Origin of the sequence: Flammeovirga agarivorans (assembly GCF_012641475.1) — a bacterium.
Taxonomy (GTDB): domain Bacteria; phylum Bacteroidota; class Bacteroidia; order Cytophagales; family Flammeovirgaceae; genus Flammeovirga; species Flammeovirga agarivorans.
Genome location: NZ_JABAIL010000010.1, coordinates 12,618 through 33,713, shown reverse-complemented (window position 1 = coordinate 33,713; position 21,096 = coordinate 12,618). Strand labels below are relative to the sequence as shown.

8 protein-coding genes are annotated in these 21,096 nt (G+C 34.3%); 4 read left to right on the top strand and 4 right to left on the bottom strand.

Annotated features, from left to right (window positions below; translation table 11 throughout):
- The 4 genes from HGP29_RS23140 to HGP29_RS23125 all read right to left on the bottom strand — a co-directional run bounded on the left by HGP29_RS23140 (position 1) and on the right by HGP29_RS23125 (position 9,912).
- Positions 1-4,836, bottom strand: a complete 4,836-nt coding sequence (locus tag HGP29_RS23140; protein ID WP_168884832.1) for a hypothetical protein — start codon at positions 4,834-4,836, stop codon at positions 1-3.
- A gap of 21 nt (positions 4,837-4,857) precedes the next feature.
- Positions 4,858-5,523, bottom strand: coding sequence for an ABC transporter ATP-binding protein (locus HGP29_RS23135; protein WP_168884831.1), 666 nt, complete (start codon positions 5,521-5,523; stop codon positions 4,858-4,860).
- Complete coding sequence (locus HGP29_RS23130) at positions 5,471-8,689, bottom strand: two-component regulator propeller domain-containing protein (protein WP_168884830.1); 3,219 nt, start codon at positions 8,687-8,689, stop codon at positions 5,471-5,473. The genes HGP29_RS23135 and HGP29_RS23130 overlap by 53 nt, the downstream gene beginning before the upstream one ends.
- Before the next feature lie 194 nt (positions 8,690-8,883).
- Positions 8,884-9,912 carry a LacI family DNA-binding transcriptional regulator gene (locus HGP29_RS23125; RefSeq protein WP_168884829.1) on the bottom strand — a complete coding sequence of 343 codons (1,029 nt, stop codon included), beginning with the start codon at positions 9,910-9,912 and terminating at the stop codon, positions 8,884-8,886.
- Positions 9,913-10,545: 633 nt separating this feature from the next.
- Between HGP29_RS23125 and HGP29_RS23120 the strand changes: the two genes are divergently transcribed.
- From HGP29_RS23120 to HGP29_RS23105, 4 genes are all read left to right on the top strand, one after another.
- The gene (locus HGP29_RS23120; protein WP_168884828.1) at positions 10,546-13,527 is read left to right on the top strand and encodes a SusC/RagA family TonB-linked outer membrane protein; all 2,982 of its coding nucleotides are present in this window, start codon (positions 10,546-10,548) and stop codon (positions 13,525-13,527) included.
- An 11-nt stretch (positions 13,528-13,538) separates the two neighbouring features.
- Entirely contained in the window at positions 13,539-15,191 is a 1,653-nt protein-coding gene (locus HGP29_RS23115) for a RagB/SusD family nutrient uptake outer membrane protein (protein ID WP_168884827.1), read from the top strand.
- A gap of 33 nt (positions 15,192-15,224) precedes the next feature.
- On the top strand, positions 15,225-17,204 hold the full coding sequence (locus HGP29_RS23110) for a SusF/SusE family outer membrane protein (RefSeq protein WP_168884826.1): 1,980 nt from the start codon (positions 15,225-15,227) through the stop codon (positions 17,202-17,204).
- Between the two features lie 200 nt (positions 17,205-17,404).
- Positions 17,405-20,866, top strand: coding sequence for an alpha-amylase family glycosyl hydrolase (locus HGP29_RS23105; protein ID WP_168884825.1), 3,462 nt, complete (start codon positions 17,405-17,407; stop codon positions 20,864-20,866).
- The last annotated feature ends 230 nt before the right edge of the window (positions 20,867-21,096 follow it).

The window sequence follows — 21,096 nt, the reverse complement described above, 5'->3', positions numbered from 1 at the left end:
TTAGTAAACTTGTTTTAAAGGTCCTTTAAGACGGTTTTTACGTTTTGTGTTTTTCTCTATATAACGGATTTCCATCTTCAACTCTTTGATCTCATCAGGAGTTCTTTTTCGAAGTACATCTTTAGATGAACCATCTGTTTCGTACTTTAAATTAGGTTCCATTAGTGGAGATAGAGTAGAAGCAATCCCAGATAATACTGTTTTCACCCAATAATTAAAGATGAACTTTTTCTGATTTCTTTCAAAATAAATATGCCCCTGCTTCATGGAAGGAAAACGTGGGTTTTCTTCTCTAATTAACAGGTTGGCAACTGAACTGAAAAATGCATTTCTTTTTAACTCACCAGTTTTCTTTTCCTTGTCTTTTAATACATCCACTTCTAGGTTTTTATACCTAAACTGCATGTTACCAAGAGCGATAGAATCATTAGCAAGTACTTTAAAATACATCCTTTTTAGATGTCCATCTTTTACTTTAACTAATTCTAACCTTTCAATTAATGGATTCAGTTTAATCAAATCCATTTCACCTACTTGACCTTCATAGTAATATGTGCCCAAAGAGTCGAGAGGAGGAATCCTAAAATACATTTTTAATTCGCCTCCTTGATCCATTAAGGTACCCTTTACAAACATCTCTGTAAAAGGTTGCTTTACTAATTTTGCCGTATCATTAGTGATATTGAAAATTTGTCCTGTAAAGTCGTTCAGTTGGAATTGCCCTGATTTACCGCCTGTAGAATCAGTGGCTACTCTGGAATCGCCGATATCCCCTTTAAATTCTTCATAATCGATACTACTATCAGTGATCGTTACAGTATCCAAACTAAAGATCATAGGTACGTCCTCGAAGATTTCATGAGGCATTTTAGGGTCTTTCTTAAACGGATCGATGGGTACCGATTTATCACGATAAGCTGATAAAGACAATTGGTCTACTTCTAACCCATTTAAGTGTAAAGTGTCTCCATATAGAAATTCTTGAATATGGAAGCCTCTAAATAAAAGGTCCGGAATAGATATCTCAATACGGTCCGTTTGAAATTCACTATAGACACCAAAATCCTTTTTTGAATATGCAGGGATAAGACCAAAGTTTTTCAGATATATGTTTTCATAATGTGTGTTGAAATTCAAGGAATCAAATGCGATAGAATACATCCCATTCCCCAACATTACATTATTTTTCCCTAATGAGGCATCAATATTTTCAATTTGAATATACTGATTATCCGTTTGCATTGTTTCCTCATTGACATTGATTTCCTTTATTGTCAGATGAATATCCTTTATGTCATTTTCATTTGAACGAATTAGTAATGACTTATTTTGTTTATTAACTAAACTAGTATCAACAATGGATGGGACTAGAGGGTAGACTTCGACCGTGAAGCCTAAGGTGTCTTGTAGAAGACTGTTTATTCTGTCTTTTTTCTCTTGATTACTCAGCTTTTTCTTCCCTAAAATACGTTCGTATTTTCTATTGAATTTACTCTCATTGACCTTAGCTCTTTTTAAAACTTCAGACTGTTCTTGTCTTTTCATAAGTCGAGAGAAAGACTTTTCTTTCTTTGGAGTTCTAAAACTCACCTGGCTCTGATCTATATCAATATAGCCAATGTGGATAGAGGTGAATTTTTCCAATAGTTCATTGATTTGTTCTTTTGGAAAAACTCTTTCGGCAATACTTTCACCTTCAACTACTTTCTTTTGTTTTGATTTTGCGGGAGTCATTACATAAATATTCTTCCCTAAAACAGAATCAATATCTACTTTTTTATTGTAGATCAGATCTTTAAAGCCTGCACCTTTTATTGCCAAATCACCAACTTGTAAAGCCATGGCAGAATCCAATTGACTCACATTTTGATAGCCTAGCTGTGGAGTAATATTCGTTTCTTTTAAGATCAAGCTATCACCTTTAGTATCGGCAATGATTAAAGAGGATGTAAATTTGAAAGAGGTATTTTCACCCTCTAATTGTAACCCTTTAAATTTTATAAATACATCTTCTGGTAATATTTTATCTATATTTCTTGTAGGAGAAGGCTGTGATTTTACATCACTCAGAATAAACTTTCCGCCATAGAAAGTAGCATAACTTGATTTTCCTTCTTTATTTTTTATCAATACAGATAGATCATCGGCATTAAGATTTATAGATTTAATTCCGACATATTTTAGCGTTTCTTTGTTGTTCTGAGTAGAGTCTTTTTTGATTTCTTCCTCAACTTTTTCTTCTGTTTGATTTAAACTATTATCTATAGAGACAATACCTCTGAACCCTTCAATATTTATGCTATCGGCATCTATTTGTTGGATATCTAGAAGCATATGGTAGTCCAAGCCAGTTACTTTAATTTCGTTGATACCACAGAGAATGTGATTTTCTCTTTTTATTTCTTCTCTAGTAGGAACAATGGCTAAAGCATCAAGAATCAACTCTTGTTTTTCAGCGTTGATGCGTATTTCATTAATTCTTGCTTGGTGATGGATTTCTGGAATAGGGACATATAGACCATTGAGGACGAAATGTAATTCTTCCCAATCTACTTTTTTATCTTTTAATTCGAAGTCTTCTATTTCTAAAGCGGTAGAAGTACTCTTTACAAGAAGCGAGTTATCTGGTTTATAAACTGAGATTGGACCTTTTCTGAAAACAAAATCATTAACTCTTAGGTATTTTAAAGGACTCTTTTTGGTGACGTCACTAGAGTTTGCCTTTTGTTTTGAAACACTCTCCAATTGATCATTCACCTCTTTCAGAGGAAGGTGCATTTCTGAACTTGGTATATCGATAAATAAAGTACCAAGGACAAGTGAATCTGTTGCTAAATAGTTCCTCCAACCAATATCATTGATCTCAATATCATCAATATGACTATCAATTTGTAAGATTTTTGATTGAACATCATGGTTGGCAATATTGATGTGGTGTAAGCTTACACTACTATCAGAAGTAGAGAATTTCGTCTCTTCCAATAAAAAATTATATCCACCTAAATTCTTTAACTGTAAATCATAAAACTTAAGATCAGCATTAGCGATGTCAAATTTTAATGGATCATGTAATGGGAGATAAAGACTGTCTAATTTGAAATTTATATTTTCAACAGAGACACTATTTCTGTAAACACTATCCTTATTTGAATATAATTTAAAACGACCTTTAGTAAATAGAGCTTTATCTAAACCCAAATATAGAGGACTAGCCTCTTTTGTTTTTGTTTTCTTCTTTTGTGGATGAGTAGGTACCCAATATTCTACACTAGGTGCATCCACAATAAAATTTTGATAGTGAAAAATACTATCAAGAGGTTGCTTTAAGAATTTCTTATAATCTAAATTTTTTAGAGTAGCTTTTCTTGCGTTGGCATTGACATAAGCATGATAAGTGGAGTCTGGCACCTGTCTTCTTGGTTTATATGCCGGTGAGTACAAGTATAATTTCTGCCTTTTGGAATGATAATATAAGCCGCCAACCTTGGCGTAATGATCATTTGGTAGTCGCCAGCTCTGATAACCTAATCGAACATCAAAGAAATCAAACTCGGCAGGAATTGTACGGTTTAAGGTGTAATTGTCTAGGTATAGATATTTAAGGCTTGTACTAAAATCATGAACCTCCCTTTTTCCAAGTTTTGTGGTTTCAAAAGGTACATTGGCATTCTCTAAATAAAATTGATCTATAGAGATGCTTTTTAGGATAGGGGGTAGACTAATTTTTGTTTTCTTCGAAGATTTCTTTTTTGTAGTACTCTTTGTAAGATCAAGGTTTACTCTTGGTTGAGAAATATTGAATCTACGAGCGTAGAAGGTACTATCATCGAAGAAAGCAGGAATGTCAATACCTTCTAACGAAATTAAAGGTATAGTTGCTCCTTGAAGTGCAGGATCACTATTATTGATTTTATATAAGGAGGTATTGAAAACAGTAAACGAACTATCTAACGTAGAAAACTCTAATTTTCTTAAACTGATTCCTAAGGGAGCATTATCTAATTCGAGACGAACGTCTTTAGTATTAATCACAAAGGAACCGATATGAATAGGTAACAACCTTTGCCTTAAAGTTGCTGAGTCTAAGTAAATATCATTGATATTGGTATTGATTTCACCAATCGTTATTTCTTGGTCAGATTTTCTTGTATGATCGTAATATTGAACATGTGATTTATTGATTTCAATATTGCCAATACGATACCTTTTAAATTGTTTTTTCTCCTTGTCAAAAAAATCTTGTAAGCCTTTAAATTTTTCTCCTTCCGGCTTTTTAGGTTTGTTTTTGGCTTGTTCTTCAGTTTTGTATTTATGAATTTCTGTTGTGACACTATCAAATACGATATTTCCGATATAAACTTCTTCTTGAAATAAAGCTCTTAGTAATGAAATATTTTGAAGTGTGATTCTTTTTGCATTAATCCCAACTACATTATCTTTTTTTCCAATGGGTAAACTGTCATTTTTTACCAAGAAAGCACTATCTGCTTCTAGTATTACATCGTTTAATGTGATAGAACCACTAGATAAAAAGTCATGAATAGACCATCCTGCGATAAGTTGAACATTAATGTCTTCATATGCTACAGAATACTTATTATTTGTCGCCTGAGGTATACCCTTTTGGAGTAGATATTCTCCAACGATCTGCTCGGCATAGTGATTCAAGGCATAGTGTACAACACCAAATAACAGCATTAATAACCCAATGATAGAAACAAAAAGGTATAGCAAAGCATTAGCGATCATTCTTCCGATCGACTTCTTCTTTTTAGTAACCGTTTTTTCTGGTTCTTCTGTGTTTTGTTGAGTATTTTTTGAGTTATCGTTGCTCATTAAGTCAGATGAGATGTTTTTTTATTCTTGTTCCATCAACTCTATCTTTCCATCTCTCATCCAAAGTTGACGATCGGCCATTTTAGCTAATTCATGATTGTGTGTTACAATCACAAAAGTCTGATTAAAATTATTTCTAAGATCTATAAATAACTGATGTAATCCTTCTGCATTATTTGAATCCAGGTTTCCGCTTGGTTCATCAGCAAAAATGATTAAAGGGTCATTGATCAATGCCCTTGCGATAGCACATCTTTGTTGCTCACCACCTGACATTTCCGTTGGTTTATGATCAAAACGATCACCAACGTTCAATTGCCTCATCAGCTGTTTTCCTTTTTCTTCTACTTCATGCAATTGCTTTCCTGCGATTAAAGCAGGCATACATACATTTTCTAATGCAGTAAATTCAGGTAAGAGGTTGTGAAATTGAAAAACAAATCCTATTTTCTCATTACGAAACTTTGCTAAATCATCGCCGCTTAGTTTGGTCACTTCAGTGTTATCAATCCATACAGCTCCATCATTTGGTGTATCTAAAGTGCCCATAATTTGTAAAAGAGTACTTTTACCGGCACCTGATGCTCCCATAATAGATACGATTTCGTTATTATGAATCTCTAAATCAATCCCTTTAAGGACGCTCAACTTCGCGTATGATTTTGTGATCCCTTTTACTTTCAGCATAATTTGTTTCGTATTTGAAAGCGACAACCATCATGTCGTCATCTTGTTCAACACCTTCTTTCCATTCATGAAATACCTGATATAACTTTGAGCATTGTTCTGCCAAAGGAAGATGAGATACTTCAGTCAACAATTTTTTGAAATTTGATTTCTTAAACTTTTCTCCTGCAGCGTTAAACTGATTGGCAAAACCATCAGAGAAAAGATAGATAATCGCGTTTTCGTTTAATTCAAAGTCAAAGTTATCAAAAGATGGCGTAACATCATTAAATATTATTCCTATACTACAAAAATTACTTTTAATGCTTTGTAATTCACCATCTTCAATTATAATTAATGGTCGTCTTGCCCCCGAAAAGTTCAAGTTTCTCGTTCCCTTTTCAAATCTACAGCATGCGATATCCATTCCATCACTAATCAAGGTGTTTTCAGAGATTTTCAGAGCATCTTTCAGTGAAGTGTCTAATTTCATTAATAACTCTGCACCTTTGATAGATGGATTCTCAATAATTAACTGTTCTAAAAGTTGATTTCCTACGATAGAAATTAATGCCGCAGGGACACCATGATTGGTACAATCTATTAGTAATAGATAAATGAATTGATCGTTTTCATGCATCCAAACAAAGTCACCTGTTACCTCACTTTTTGTGATGCTTAAATTAAATGATTTAGGGAAAAGATGCACAAACTGCTCATCACAACTAATTAAAGCATTTTGGATGGTTGCAGCATATTTGATACTGTCAGAAACTCTTTCATTAGCTTCGGTAAGTTCTTGACTTTTCTTTTCTATCTCATTTTTTGCGGTCTCAAGTTTTTCTCTTTGTTTAAGAATATCAGAAGTCCTTTCGTCAACCTTTCTTTGTAAGTTTTCTTTTTGAATCCTGATTGTTTTCATGTAGGAATAGAAAACATATACACTTAAGGCGATAATTAGAAGTAAGATCAGCGCTATTACACCTCTTTTCTTGTAAAAAGGCTTATCTATAGTAAATGTAAACTCAGTGTTATCTGGAGAAGCGATACCTCCGGCATTGATAGCTCTTATTATAAATTGGTAATCCCCTGGAGGGAGTTTAGGATAAATAGCAACATTACTAGAAGTAGGAGGGCAGAAAATATCATCAAATCCAACGAGTTTCCATTGGTATTTAATCTTTTTGGGGACATTTTGAGAGACGCCCACAAAATTAATAGTTAAGTGATTGTATTCAGTTGGTAAAACTGCTTTGATAGGTAAATGACTACCTGCTGCAATCCCTTCAGAATAATCAGTCCATGGAATATCTTCTGAAAATACCTTTACATTTTCAAATACAATCTGTGGGGTCTTCTCAGAATAAACATGATGGGAAGGAGTGATCTTTACACCGCCATCTTGAGTGCCAAACCATAAATTTCCTTCTGAATCTCTAGAGGCACTTCCTTCTGAATAGCCCAAGGCATTAAAACCTTCATCTGTTCCATACCTTTCCACTCTAACAATATCATTATCAATCTTAATTAGGTGATTGATATCTCTGTTACTACCAGCCCAAACATTTCCTTGTTTGTCAATCTGAATAGTACGGATATTGGTAATAGATAGCTTTTGATCTTGAAAACTAATGGCTCTATCTAAACCATTACTGATTTTACATAAACCACTATCAGTAGTAGCGATCCAAAGATTACCTTCTTGATCAAAAACCAAATCATTGATTTCTAAACTTGGTATAGATTTATCTCTTTTTTGGAATGCTTTAATTAGGTTCCATTCTTTGTCTATATGAAAAAGACCTTTACCTGCTGTACCAATCCAAGCTGTCGAGTCTACTGGCGAAATAACGACCTTTGTGATTTGATAGTTCTCTAATTTATCTTCATAATTTGTGACTTCAATCAGTGAATCTCCATCGATCTCAAATATATGATTAAGAGCACCAACAAATACTTTTTTGTCTCTTTCAAAAAATGTAGAAGGGTAGTGGAAGTTTTTATTGATATAGTTTGAGGTAAGCTTCTCCCATTTATCATTTTTAAATTCATAGACACCATGCTCAGTACCAATATATAAATGGTTATTGTGATCTTCCATAATGTCTAAATGGCGGACATTTAAGGGTAAGATCTCTTTTCGAATAAGCTTATCATTTTTGATGAAATGCAATGCTCTTTCTGAACCTAAAATAGTGGTTTTGTCACGTGTTTGATAAGTTTTAAGGATATCAGTACTAATGGTAAAGTTTTTACTGTAAAGGGTATAGATATCGTTGTTGTATCTAAAAAGTCCATTATTAGTTGCAAACCACATCCCGCCATCATCATCTTCTTGAATATCAAAAATCTGACGACTTAAACCATTGTCTGTTGAAATACTTTGTAAAACTTTAATGCCTTTGGTCTTATAAACTCCATTATAAGGAGTGCCGACCCATAGGTTTTTATCGCTATCTTCTGTTAATGCACTAACCTTTATGTTATTTAGGATTTTAAATGCACCTTTTTTAAGATTTCTTTTATTAAAGATGATTACGCCATTATTTGTACCAACTGCAACTCTTTTGTTTGATAAATGTTCTATACAGTTAATAGTTGATTTTAGAGCGATTTTGTCTACTAAGGAGTCTCCTTTATAGATATAGATGCCATTCCTTTTTGAACCAATCCAAACATGTCCATCTTCATCAGCTTCTATCGCTGTGTATGCAACCCTATCATTTATCTTTAACTCATCTTTTTTATAGTATTTACTTAGTCGGATAACTTTCTTATTGACAGTTATACCCCAAATAGTTTCTAGATGGTTATCATAAGTAATGTCTTCAATAATATATGATTCAATGTCATCTTCTAAGTAAGAAGAAATTTCTCTGTCTCTCACACAACTAATGCCATTGTTGGTGGCTACCCAAATATTGTCTTGAGGGTCAACCACAAGGTCATTAATATGATTATTGGAAAGTCCATCACTAACATCAAAAGACTTAAAGGTTGTACCAATGTTTATATTGACTCCTGAATCTTTTGTTCCAATAAGGATAGCACCATTACTTAGCTTTTCTAATACTTTACAATAGTTCTGACTTAATCCATCATGTATATTGAAAGAAGTAATATTGTATTGTTGTGCAGATGTAGCGTAATATCCAAAAAGTAATACTATAAAAATATATTTATACATAATGTATACAGATCATCAATGAATAGAAGAGGAAAGCAATTTATCGCTATTTAAGTAAAGATCTCCTCTAAACATCTAAGATAATTGATTATTGCATAAAGTGGAATAAAGACTAAATTATACTTAATTTTATCAATAAAAAAAGTCTTGCAGAATAGATATCTACAAGACTTTTGACGAGTAAATCAAGTTGATTAATGTAAACTTGATGCTCTTTTTATAAGGTTGTTTTGAACGACTTCCGTTCTTGGAGAGAACTCTATGTCTTTCTCTTCTGCTTTAATCTGTTCAAATAATAATTTTGCTGCCTGAAGGCCAATATCAAAGCCAGACTGTTCAATTGATGATAAAGGTGGGTCTAATAATTGAGATAATCTCCAGTCACCAAATCCTACAACAGAAACATCTTCTGGTATTTTTTTACCTTCTTCTTTAAGAGCATTCATTGCTCCAATTGCACTTACATCATTATTAGCGAAGATAGCGTCAAAGTCTAAACCACTATTGAGAATGCCTTTAGTTACTTCCTTTCCTTCATCGAGGTCGCCTTTCGGACAAGGAACAATCAGAGATTCATCAACAGCAATATTATTTTTGTCTAAAGCAGCCATATAGCCCTTTAGTCTTAATTTACTAATAGCAAGGTTATTTGGCCCACTAAGATGTACAATTTTCTTACATCCTTGATTAATGAGATGTTCTGTAGCCATAAATGCGCCTTGGAAATCATCAGTAATCACTTTACTTACTTCAAGCTCTTCAGCTACTCGATCAAACATTACTGTAGGAACACCTTTATTGATAATGCTTTGAAGTGAAGCTAAATCTTTTGTTTCTTTAGTTAACGAGATGAGTAAACCATCGACTCTACTAGAATACATGGCTTTAACATCAACTTTCTCTTGCTCTGGGCTCTCATTGGAAATACATATCATTACATTGTACCCCTCCTCATAAGCAACAGATTGTACACCAGAAATTACATTTGCGAAAAAGTCATGTACAATCTCTGGAACAATGATACCTAAAACAAAAGATTTTTTATGTCTTAAACTTAATGCCAAAGAGTTAGGTTGATAATCCATTTCTTCAGCAAGTTTATTAACAGCGTCCTTAGTTTCTTGACTAATGTCTGGGTGATTTTTTAGAGCTCTAGAAACAGTAGATTTCGAAATGCCAAGTTGGTTAGCGATGTCTTGCATCGTGTATTGTGCTTTTCTCATGCTATGCTTTTCTCAAAAAGTTGAGTTGAAAATTGTATTGTTTTTTGAAAATATATGGAATACTAACGAAATGCCCTACTTATTTTCAATTTTTCACAAAAAATAGCGCAACCGATTGAAAATTGCACTTTGATTTTTTTGTTGTGTTTTTTTTAGTTTCGATGGAATTTTTTTTTGACTGTAATTTTCACCCTTATTTCTATTGCAGGATGTGTATTATTTACTATTAATTAAAATTGTGTTAAGCATGGAAACTTTCATTGTTAAGATTATTATTTTGATTAAATCATAAATTATGAAATTATATTTTATAAAAATCGCAATAATTTATATTAAGATTCTGATCGTTAAATTTAAACTGTTAAAAGATTTAAGGGTTTGAAACTCATATTAACAGTCAAAAATTTAATGAAAGTGAAAAAATATTTCTTTGTAAGTATAACAGAAGTGATTATTTTGCATTGTCAACGAAGAAAAATAAAAAGTTGATAATTGTATTATTCTAAGATTGCTTTGTAGTAATTGTATGAAGCGTATTTAAAATGAAAATGAAAAAGATTCAAATTTTATTAATCAATCAACTCTACTAGGTCTGTCTTAGAAATACTTGTCTATTTGTCTAACTGTTTAAGTATGAAAATGAGCATTAACTCTACATGGCGTTTAGCTACAACTATGCTGCTTCTATTGTTTTCTCTTGTAACTTTTGCACAAGAGAGATCTGTTAGCGGTACAGTAGTAGATGAGAACGGCGATCCTCTTCCAGGTGTGGCTGTTCTAGTAAAAGGTACGACTAAAGGTGGTACAACAGACTTCGATGGTAAATTCAAAATTACAATTGGAGAAGGTGAAGATTATTTGGTGGTTTCTTACATTGGCTATAAGTCTCAAGAAATCAACGTTGGAAATGCAGCTACAATCGATGTTTTCATGGAAGTAGATGCTGAACAACTAGAAGAAGTAGTTGTAATTGGTTATGGTAGTGTAAAGAAAGAAGATGCTACTGGATCGATTGAAACTGTAAATGCAAATGACTTCAACCAAGGAGCAATTACTTCACCACAAGACTTACTTAATGGTAAAGTTGCTGGTGTAAACATCACTTCATCAGGTGGTGCTCCAGGTGCAGGATCAACTATCCGTATTCGTGGTGGTTCATCTTTAGCTGCATCAAATGATCCATTAATTGTAATTGACGGTGTGCCAATTGATAACGATGGTGTTGCAGGTATGCAAAACCCATTAAACTCAGTTAACCCTAATGACATTGAGACATTCACAGTATTAAAGGATGCCTCAGCTACAGCAATCTACGGTTCAAGAGCATCAAATGGTGTAATCATCATTACTACTAAGAAAGGTGCAAGTGGAAAAATGAAAATTGATTACACTGGTAACGTTTCAGTAGCTATTCCAAGAGGTAAAATTGATGTTTTAAATGCAGGTGAATACGCAAACTTAGTAGGTGAAATCTTACCTTCAAGAACTGACGATTTAGGAGAAGCAAATACTGATTGGCAAAGTGAAATCTTAAAGCCAGCTGTTTCTACCGATCACAATATTAGTGTTGCAGGTACTACTGCAAAAGATGTTCTTCCTTATAGAGTATCAGTAGGTTACACAGATCAAAATGGTATCCTTGAAACTTCTAAAATGGAGAGATTCACAGGTAACATCTCATTAACTCCAAAATTCTTTGATGATCAGCTTTCAGTAAACTTAAACTTGAAAGGTATGTACATCAAAAACAAATTTGCAGACACAGGTGCTGTAGGATCAGCTGTTGGTTTCGACCCTACAAGACCAGTTAGAGATGGTTCACCTTGGGATTACGGTTATTTTACTTGGTTAGATGCATCAGATAACCCAATTGTACTTGCTCCAAGTAACCCAGTTGCAATGTTAGATTTAACTAACAATACATCAGATGTAAAGAGATCTATTGGTAACTTACAATTAGATTACAAATTACCTTTCTTACCAGAATTAAAAGCGAACTTAAATGTTGGTTATGACTACTCTTGGTCAGATGGTAGTAACATCCAAGCTGATAGTGCTAAGTGGACTTACCCAGACATCGGATACAGATCTCAATTTGATCAAACTAAAAAGAACGAATTATTAGATTTTACTTTACAATATGTTAAAGACCTTTCGTCAATCAATTCAAAATTAGATGTGATGTTAGGTTACTCATGGCAACATTTCTACAGAGAGGGTAGTGATTATGCTACAAACGGTGATGGTACAATTGAGAAAACTCCATTAACTCCATACAAAACTGAAAGCTACTTAGTTTCTTTCTTTGGTCGTTTGAACTACTCTTATGCTGATAGATATTTATTAACTGTTACAGTTCGTAATGATGGTACTTCAAGATTCTCTCCTGATACTAGATGGGGTTTATTCCCAGCTGTAGCTTTAGGCTGGAACATGAAGAAAGAAGGTTTCTTAGAAACTTCAGATGTTGTTAGTTCAATGAAACTTAGATTAGGTTATGGTCAAACTGGTCAGCAAAACATTGGTCAAGGTGATTACCCATATTTACCAATCTACACTCAAAGTACAGCAACTGCTAACGTTCAAATTGGTACAAACCCTGACGGTTCTCCAATTTTCTCACAGACTTATAGACCAAATGGTTATGACGCAAACATCAAGTGGGAAACAACAACTACTTACAACGCAGGTATCGATTTTGGTTTCTCTGATGATAGATTCACAGGTAGCATTGACGGTTACTACCGTAAAACAACTGACTTACTTAACGTAACACCAGTACCTGCAGGTTCAAACTTGAACAACCAAGTACTTGCTAACATTGGTGACCTTGAAAACAAAGGTGTTGAATTCAACTTCAATGCAAAAGTAATCAGCAACTCAAAGTTAAACTGGAACTTAGGATTTAATGTTACATATAACCAAAACAAAATTACTAAGCTTCAAGCATCTGATGATCCAAATTATGATGGTGTTTATACAGGTGGTATCGCTGGTGGTACAGGTCTTAATATTCAAGTACATAGCGTAGGTTATCCTTCAAATTCATTCTTTGTCTTAGAGCAAGTTTACAACAGCGAAGGAAAGCCATTAGAAGGTGTTTATGTTGATAGAAACGGTGATGGTCAAATTACTGAAGGTGATAGATACCGTTACAAAGATTCAAATGCAGATATCTTCATGGGCTTCAATACTAACTTATCATACGGACAGTGGGACTTTAGCTTAAACGGTAGAATCAGATTAGATAACTACGTTTATAACAACGTTAACTCTGTAAATGGTGTGTTAGATAGAGTATTCCAAAATGGTACTTGGAACAACGTAACAAGAGATGCATTATATACTGGTTTCCAGACTGGTACAACTTTACAGAAGTACTCTAACTACTATGTACAAAATGCATCATTCTTAAGATTAGATAACCTAATGGTTGGATACAACTTCAAAAATGTTGCAGAAGGTAACATCAACCTTCGTGTGTATGGTACTGTAAACAACATTGCAGTAGCTACAAAATATGACGGCTTAGACCCAGAAGTTGATGGTGGTATTGACAACAACGTTTATCCACGTCCAACAACATTCTTATTAGGTGTAAACCTTGGTTTCTAAAATAGACAAAAATGAAAGTTAAAAATATATTTAATAAAGTATTAGTCGGCTCTGTATTGGTAGCTTCTGCATTTACTACTTCTTGTGTAAATGACCTAGATACTACACCAATCGATGATCGTATCGAAGTAAGTGATAACGTTTATAAAGATGCTGACAACTATATCAAAGTATTAGGTAAAGTTTATGGCAACTTAGCTTTATCTGGTCAAAAAGGTCCTGCTGGTGATGGTGATATTCAAGGTATTGACGAAGGACACGGTCAATACTTAAGAGGTTTATTCTATGCTACTGAATATCCTACTGATGAAGCAAACAACTGTTGGCAAAATGAGTATGACTTATCATTTGGTTATACTACATTAAGCTATGCTGCTTCAAATACGTATGTATCAGCATTGTACAGTAGAATTTTCTTAGGAATTTCTTATGCTAATGAATTCTTAAGAGAAACTACAGATGAAAAGTTATCAGCAAGAGGTTTATCTGCTGATGCTGCATTTGTTAGCCAAGTAAAACAATATAGAGCTGAAGCAAGATTCTTAAGAGCTTTATCTTACTGGCATGCGATTGATTTATTTGGTAACATTCCATTTGTTACTGAAGCAGACCCTGTAGGTAGCTTTAACCCTCCACAAAAGAAGAAAGCTGAAGTATTCCAATTCATCGTTGATGAATTATTGGAAGTGACTGATGGTTCTGGTGATGAGAAGTTATTAGAACAAGCTCCTTATGGTACAGCTGGTAAGTACGCTGGATATATGTTATTGTCAAAGTTATACTTAAACAAAAATGTATATACTTTTGACTATGATAACTCTTCAACTATTCCTGATAGATACCCATCAGGTACTGCTGCAGATTATACTGAAGCTGCAAAGTATGCAAAATTAGTTATTGATAATGGAGGGTACTCTTTAAACGCAGATTACACTGCTAACTTTAGAGCAGATAACCATTTATCTGACGAGATTATTTTCTCAATTCCATGTGATGGTAGAAGTACTCAATCTTGGGGTGCAATGACGTTTATCTTATCAGGTTCTCTTTGGACTGACTGGTCTGGTTTAGAGACTAACTATGGTACATCAGGTGCATGGGGTGGTCATAGAACTACTGAAGAATTTGCAGCTAAATTCGCTACTACAGATTCAAGAGCTCTTTTCAATAGAGAGTTAATGCGTCCTGAGAATGACGATATCTTTGATTTCAAGAGTGGTGTAGGTATTGTTAAATACAAGAACCTTACTACTGATGGTACTATTGGTTCAGATAAATCTTTCCCAGATATTGACTTTCCAATGTTTAGATTATCTGATGCAATGTTAATGTATGCTGAAGCAGTGAAAAGAGGAGGTACTGGTGACCTTACAGTTGCAACAGGTTATATTAACGACATCCGTCAAAGATCAGGACAAGGAGATATTGGTACTAACTGGGCTATCGAAGATGTAATCGACGAAAGAGCTAGAGAATTATATTGGGAGTGCCATAGACGTACAGACTTAATCAGATTTGGTCTTTTAACTTCATCTGAATATGTATGGCCTTATAAAGGAAATAGCGAGGCAGGTACAAGTGTACGTTCTTACAAAAACTTATTCCCAATTCCTGCTGACGAGATTGGAGCAAACCCAACTTTAGAGCAAAACCCTGGTTATTAAGAAATTCATCAATTTCTAATTTGTTATAGAAAAATGAGAAAAATATTTTTATATATATCTTTATTAACTATCGCATTTAGTTGTAAAGATTTGAGAGAACCAGTATTAGGAGATTCGTCTACTTTTACCTCTCCAGTTATTACAGATGGTCCAACTGAAGGTGCACAGTATCTTTTAGTTGAAGATTCAGCAGCAAACGTATTTGCTAACTATGTATGGACTCCAGCAAAATTTGGTATTACTACAGAAGTTAAATATAACATCTTAGTAAAAGCAACTGATGCAGATGGTGAAGAAGTGATTGCAACAATCACTAAGAGTGACACTACAGGAGCTCCAAAAGTAGAAGAGCTAAATGGAGCGATGGCTTCATTAGGTTTAACTCCAGAAGTGGAGCATGATGTTGAAACTTGGATTTCAGCATATATGTCAGATAATAACTCTACAGAGAGTGCTTATACAACTGTTTCTGAGAAAATTGCTTTTAAAGCAACTCCATATTACCAACCAGTTATTACTGGTAACAAACTAGGTGTTCCTGGTGACCACCAAGATTGGAACCCTGATAACGAAAAGACTGTAGTGGTTGAAGTTGAGGCTAACTCAGGTACTTACATTGCCTACCTTAACTTGAATAATAACTTCAAATTTGCAACTGGTCCAGGTTGGGATGGTACAAATTATGGTTTGAAAACTGCTGCTGCTGATAAATTATCAGGAGAATTAGATACTGAGCCAACGGCAGGTAACATCGAAACTCCAGCTGCAGGTGACTACTATGTATCAATGAGCTCTACAGGGTTGACATATTCAATTACTCCAATGACTTGGATGGTTGTTGATGGAGACGGTAATGAAGTTGCAACTTTAGGTTATGTTAAATCTAAGGTAAGATGGGAAGCTGCTGTTACAATGGATCCTGCTAAACAATATTTCTTTAAAGGTAATGACGATCACTTCTTTGGTGCAGGTGAAGGTAACTTACTTGAGTTTAAAGGATCTACTGGTATGACAGGTGACGGTTCAGTAAAAATGATTATGACTTTGATCAACCCAGCTGAACCTGTATATTCAATCTTAGGTAAAGAGCCTATCACAACTCCAGTGATCTCAAGCCCTGGTACTGGCGATTCATTTACGTTAAGTGCTGATGATTTCAATGCTCCAGCTACAACAGTTACTTGGTCTGCTTCTGTAAGAGGTACTGAAACTCCAATTAACTATAGAGTTCAAGTTGGTGATAATGTTCTTGCTCAAGTAGGAGGTACTGACTTAGAAGCAGTATTAAAAACTTCAGACTTAAACAAAGGTGCATTAGCTTCAGGAGGTACTCCTGGTACTGCTGGTGATGTGAATATTAAAGTAGTAGCTGTATTTGGTGATGGTGATACTGGCGCTTCTGATGAAGTGACACTTTCTGTAAATCCATTCCAAATCTGGTCAATCATCGGTTCTGCTACTCCTGGAGGATGGGATGCTGATACAGAAATGACATTAGTTTCTGGTTCAGAATACAAAATCCAAGTGAAACTAGTTTCAGGTGAGATCAAGTTTAGACCAAACTATGATTGGGCTGGTAACTACGGTGGATCAGGTGGTAACCTTGTATTAGATGGATCAAACATTCCTGTTTCAGAGGATGGTTGGTATGAGATCATCGCAGACTTCAGTGCTTTAACTTACTCAGTAGTTAAGATGACTTTACCAAATGATCAATATTGGGGTATCATTGGATCAGCAACTCCAAACGGATGGGATCCAGATACTGATATGGTATATGACTCTGGTGCTGGAACTTGGACTTACACTGGCTACTTAGCACAAGGTGAATACAAGTTTAGAGCGGATGATTCGTGGGATTACCAAATGGGTAAATCTGACAGTGATGATGATGTATTAGTTGGTGGTAGTAACCAAGCAAGTATCACAATTGATACACCTGGTAATTATACAATTACTTGTACATTTGATTCTAATACTGACAGTGGTACACACTCAAGAGTATCAAATTAAGAAGAATCTTAATAAATAATATTAAAGCCTTTTCTGGAGAAATCTGGAAAAGGCTTTTTTGTTAATAAAAATTCAACCGGTTGCGCAATGGATTGCAATTAAATCGCTTAAAATCAGCTATTTAATAATTTTGTTTTCTGTAGTGTACTTTGTACTTTTAAAGGAATATGAAAATGAAAACCCCGTCTTTTTTTAAATTTATGAAGAAACTTCTACTACAAACATTTGGCTTCGTTGTAAGCTTCTTGTTGATCTGTAGTTCTACTTTTGCACAAAAAGTGACTTTAGATCCAAGCACAGCAGATGTACTGACTGAAAATGTAACTGTAACTTTTGATGTTTCAGGTACTGATGTTGCCGGCATTTCTGATCTTTATCTTTGGGGATGGAGTGAAGATGTTGGAGATTTCTTAACAAACGGTGAATGGGCCGCATCTGATGAGTCTGCTAAACTAACAAAGCAATCAGATAATATTTTTACTTACTCTTTTCCTGTTACAAAAGGATCATCGACTTATAACAATTTTGCAGAGCTATTAAACAGTGCATCAGCTCCAACTGCTATTGATGCCATTGGCTGCTTAATCAAAACAAAAGATGGAGGAAGTAAGACAGGAGACCTAGTTATCCCAATTAAAAAGCTTGGTGTATCTGTTGAAATTACTTCTCCTAAAGCAAGTGACGTATTTTTGTCAGGTGATAAAGTTATCATCAATATTTCATCACCAACAAGCACTGCTTTAAAAATTAAAGTAAATGGAGTTGAGAAAATCTCAAAAACAGGAACTTCATTGTCTTATACAATTTCATCAGCGGCTGCAGGTGAATTGACAATCGAAGCCTCTGCATCTTCTGATGGGCTTGTGGATACAAAAGAATTAGAGTTCTATGTAGGTTCTACACCAACAGTTCAAGATAGACCAGACTATGCAACTAATTTAGGTGTCAATAAGAGTGGTTCTGAAGTGACTTTGGTACTTCAAGATCCAGCAAAACTTAAGAAGTTTGTAAACGTAATTGGTAGCTTTAACAATTGGGGAGATAAAACAGCTTACCCAATGAAAGTAGAAAAAGGTGATGAGAATTACTGGTGGTATACATTTACAGATCTTGATCCAGATACTGAATACATTTATCAATATTTTATCGACGGGACAATTATTATTGCCGATCCATATACTGAAAAAGTTTCAGATCCTGATGATAAATACATTGATGATAATAGATACCCCAATCTAATTGATTACCCAACTGGCAAGACATCATTTAGAGCATCTACATTTATTATCAATGAAGAAGAATATGTTTGGAAAACAACAAACTTTACTCCAGTGGCAATCGAAGATGCTGTAGTATATGAGTTGTTATTTAGAGATTTTACTACTGAAGCTACTTATGAATCAGCAATTGCTGAATTAGATTATATAAAATCGTTAGGTGCAAATACAATTCACCTAATGCCTGTAAACGAATTTGAAGGTAATTCTTCTTGGGGTTATAACCCTAACTTTTATTTTGCTCCAGATAAATATTATGGACCAAAAAATAAATTAAAGGAATTTATTGATGAAGCACATTCAAGAGGTATCAGTGTAATTATTGATTTGGTATTAAACCACTCTTTCCATTCATCACCAATGGTTAGAATGTACAATAAAGAAGGTGATTATGCTGACCCAAGTGCAGAGAACCCTTGGTTCAATGAGAAATCAAACTTTACAAACCCAGGTTTACAATGGGGTGCAGATTTTGATCATGAAAGTGACTATACTAAAGCACTTGTTGATAGTGTAAATGCTCACTGGATGCAATATTATAAGGTAGATGGTTATCGTTTTGACTTTACCAAAGGATTTGGTAATAACGTAAAGACAGGTGACGATGAGTGGGGTAGTAACTACGATCAAGACAGAATTGATCTATTATTACGTATGAACACTGAAATCAAAAAGAGAAACCCTAACGCTCTTGTGGTTTTCGAACATCTTGCCGATAACGAAGAAGAAAAAGTACTAGTTGCTGAAGATATCTCTATGTGGGGTAATATGAACCATGATTTTAGAGACGTAGTTAAAGGTGGAAATAAAGATTTAAATTGGCAATCTCCTGCATCAAGAGGAATGCCTATTCATGGTGTTATGTCATATATGGAATCACATGATGAGGAAAGACTTATCTATGATTCTGAAAATTATGGTACCGTATCACAGGTTTATGACTTAACTGAACTAGAAAATGGTATTGATAGAGCAAAATTAGCTTCTGCTTTCTTCTTTATGGTACCTGGCCCTAAGTTAATCTGGCAATTTGGTGAATTAGGATATAATGTATCTATTAATCAATATGAGTATGAAGGTGAGGTAAGTGATAGTCATAGAACATCAGAGAAGCCTTTAATCTCTGAATTTGATACTAAGAATGATGCTATTCGTAAAGAACTATATGATGTATATGCAGCATTGCTTAAACTAAGACATGACTATGATTTATCATCACTTGAAGGTGATAATGTAAGTTTATCTTTATCTGGCGATCTTAAAACAATCTCCTTGAAAGGCGTTACTTCAGGTTTAACGGTTAAAGTTGTAGGTAACTTCTCATTAGGTGAAGAGTCTTATACTTACGATTACTCAGGAGACGGAAGTAACTGGTATAGCTACTTTAATAATGGAGAGCAAGTAGATGCTAAAGGAACTTTTGTTTTGAAGCCATCAGAATTTAAGGTATTAACTTCTAGAGCTGTAGAAGTGCCTGCAGATGGCCTTGTAAAAGGATTTAGCCGTATTATTGAAGTAAACCCTTACGGTTTTAAAGAAGACGAAGAAATCGAGGTGATCTTTGATCCAAGCGGTAGTGATAAAAGCTTTGGTGCGACTATCACATTAGAAGCAGGTGTTGTATTAGATAGTCATGGTAGTGGTAATATTTCTAATAAGAAAACCACTACAATGACAAAAGAAGGAGATAAATATGTAGCGTCTTTTACTCCTGTAGAATTCTTTGGTTTATCATCTTCAGATGTTCCTTATCAATTAGCTTTAACTGTTAAGGATAATAACAACACTTCTGAAGGACCGTTTTACCTTGATTTCGAAGATAATAATAGAACACTATACATTGTAGGTGATGTTTTGGGAATCGGATGGGAGCCTAGTCAGGCGATTGAAATGACTTCCGATGGAAATGGTGGATTCATATACGAAGGTGCTGCCTTAACTAAAGGGGAACTTATTAAATTCATTGATGACAAAAGCTGGAATGGTGGTCAATGGGGGTACGCCTCTGAGGGAAAGTTAAAGGAGTCTTCTTATGGAGACAATATTGAAGTGACTAAAACAGGAACGGCAACGATCAGAGCAAATGTTAATGCATTAACTTATAGCATTGAGTTTGAAGTAACCTCTGTTGAAGATGAATTAAGTAAATCTGTTGTTGCATTTCCAAATCCTACAACTTCAATAGCTACAGTAAGAGGAGAAGCAATTAACGGAGAAGTAGAATTCCAAATTAGAGATAATGCGGGTCGAGTCCTTTCAAAAGGTGCTCAAATTGTGAATAATAATGAGTTGAATTTTGATCTTTCATATTATTCAAAAGGAATGTATTATATCGAAATATTTACTTCAAAAGGTAGAATAGTGAAGAAGTTAATGAGAGTATAATTCTTATTAATATGTATATAAAATCCCAGTAGTATATTGATATATTATTGGGATTTTTTTTATTTACTCTATGCAACCGGTTGAAATAATTTTATTCATATAACACTGTTAATCAGTTGTTTTTGCACTTGTTTTGCGTGTGTTATTTATATATATTTACATATAAAGGTGATGGCAATTGCTATATATTTTCACTTTTTTTGTGCGCACTAACATTTATTATTTACTAC